The 1,187-nt window shown below is 76.1% G+C and carries 1 protein-coding gene (only partly in view); it reads left to right on the top strand.

The window, feature by feature from the left end; all coding sequences use genetic code 11:
* Window positions 1–6 precede the first annotated feature (6 nt).
* Window positions 7–1,187, top strand: the 5' portion of a protein-coding gene (locus D471_RS35070) for a DEDD exonuclease domain-containing protein (protein WP_449406571.1). The gene runs 169 nt beyond the window's last position; 1,181 of the gene's 1,350 nt are visible here — the first part of the coding sequence; it begins with the start codon at window positions 7–9; the stop codon falls past the right edge of the window.

Here is a 1,187-nt window from a genome sequence, read left to right as displayed (position 1 = left end):
GACCCCCTGCGGCTGGCCCGCGCCGCGCTCGACCGCGGTCAGGTCCGCGACCACCGGCTCGGCACGCTCGCCGCGCACTTCGGCGTGACCACCACCCCCACCCACCGCGCCCTGGACGACGCCCGCGCCACCGTCGGGGTCCTGCACGGACTCATCGAGCGCCTCGCCCCCGCCGGGGTGCAGAGCCTGGAGGAGCTGCGCGCGGTCACCAAGCCCGCCAGCCGCGCCCAGCGGGCCCGGCGCCACCTGGCCGAGGACCTGCCCGAGGAACCGGGGGTGTACGTCTTCACCGACGCGCGCGGCGCCACCCTCTACGTGGGCAAGAGCGCCAACCTGCGCCGACGCGTGCGGTCGTACTTCACCGCGGCCGAGAACCGCCAGCGCATCCGGGAGATGACCGCGCTCGTGGAGGGCGTCACCCCCATCGTCTGCACGACCGACCTGGAGGCCTCGGTCCGGGAGCTGCGGATCATCGCCGAGCGCAAACCGCCCTACAACCGCAGGTCGCGCAACCCCGAACGGGTCTTCTGGGTCAAACTCACCACCGACGCCTACCCCCGGCTGTCGGTGGTGCGCGCGGTCCGCGACGACGGCGCCCCCTACCTGGGCCCCTACTCCTCGGCGAAGGAGGCCGAACGGGCCAAGGAGGCGCTCCTGCACGCGTTCCCGCTGCGCCAGTGCACCCACACGTTCACCCCGGTCCCCGGTGGGCGGCCGCTGGCCTCCCGCGCCGGGGACCGGCTGGTCGATCCCTGCGTCCTCGCCCAACTCGGCCGGTGCGGCGCCCCGTGCGACGGCACCGAGAGCCACACCGGCTACACCGTCCACGCCGACGCCGCCCGCTCCGCGATGACCGGGGACCCGGGAGCCGTCATGACCGCCCACACCAGTCGCATCGCCGAACTCTCCGCCGACCTGCGCTACGAGGAGGCGGCCGCGCACCGCGACCGGCTCGTGGCGTTCCTGCGCGGCGCCCGGCGCGCGCAACGCCTGTCCGCCATCGCCGCCGTCCCGCACCTGGTCGCCTCGCGTCCCGGAGGAACGGGGTGGGAGACCTGCGTCGTCCGCCACGGCCGCCTGGCCGCCAGCGCCGTCCTGACCCCCGGCACCGACCCGGCGGCCTTCCTGACCTCGCTCACGGCCACCGCCGAACGCGTCCCGGCCGGGGTCGGGCCCACCCCGCGGGC

It is taken from the genome of Nocardiopsis lucentensis DSM 44048 (genome assembly GCF_000341125.1).
GTDB classification, from domain to species: domain Bacteria; phylum Actinomycetota; class Actinomycetes; order Streptosporangiales; family Streptosporangiaceae; genus Nocardiopsis; species Nocardiopsis lucentensis.
Note: the sequence above shows the minus strand (reverse complement) of the source record. Positions and strands in the feature narration are given on the sequence as shown.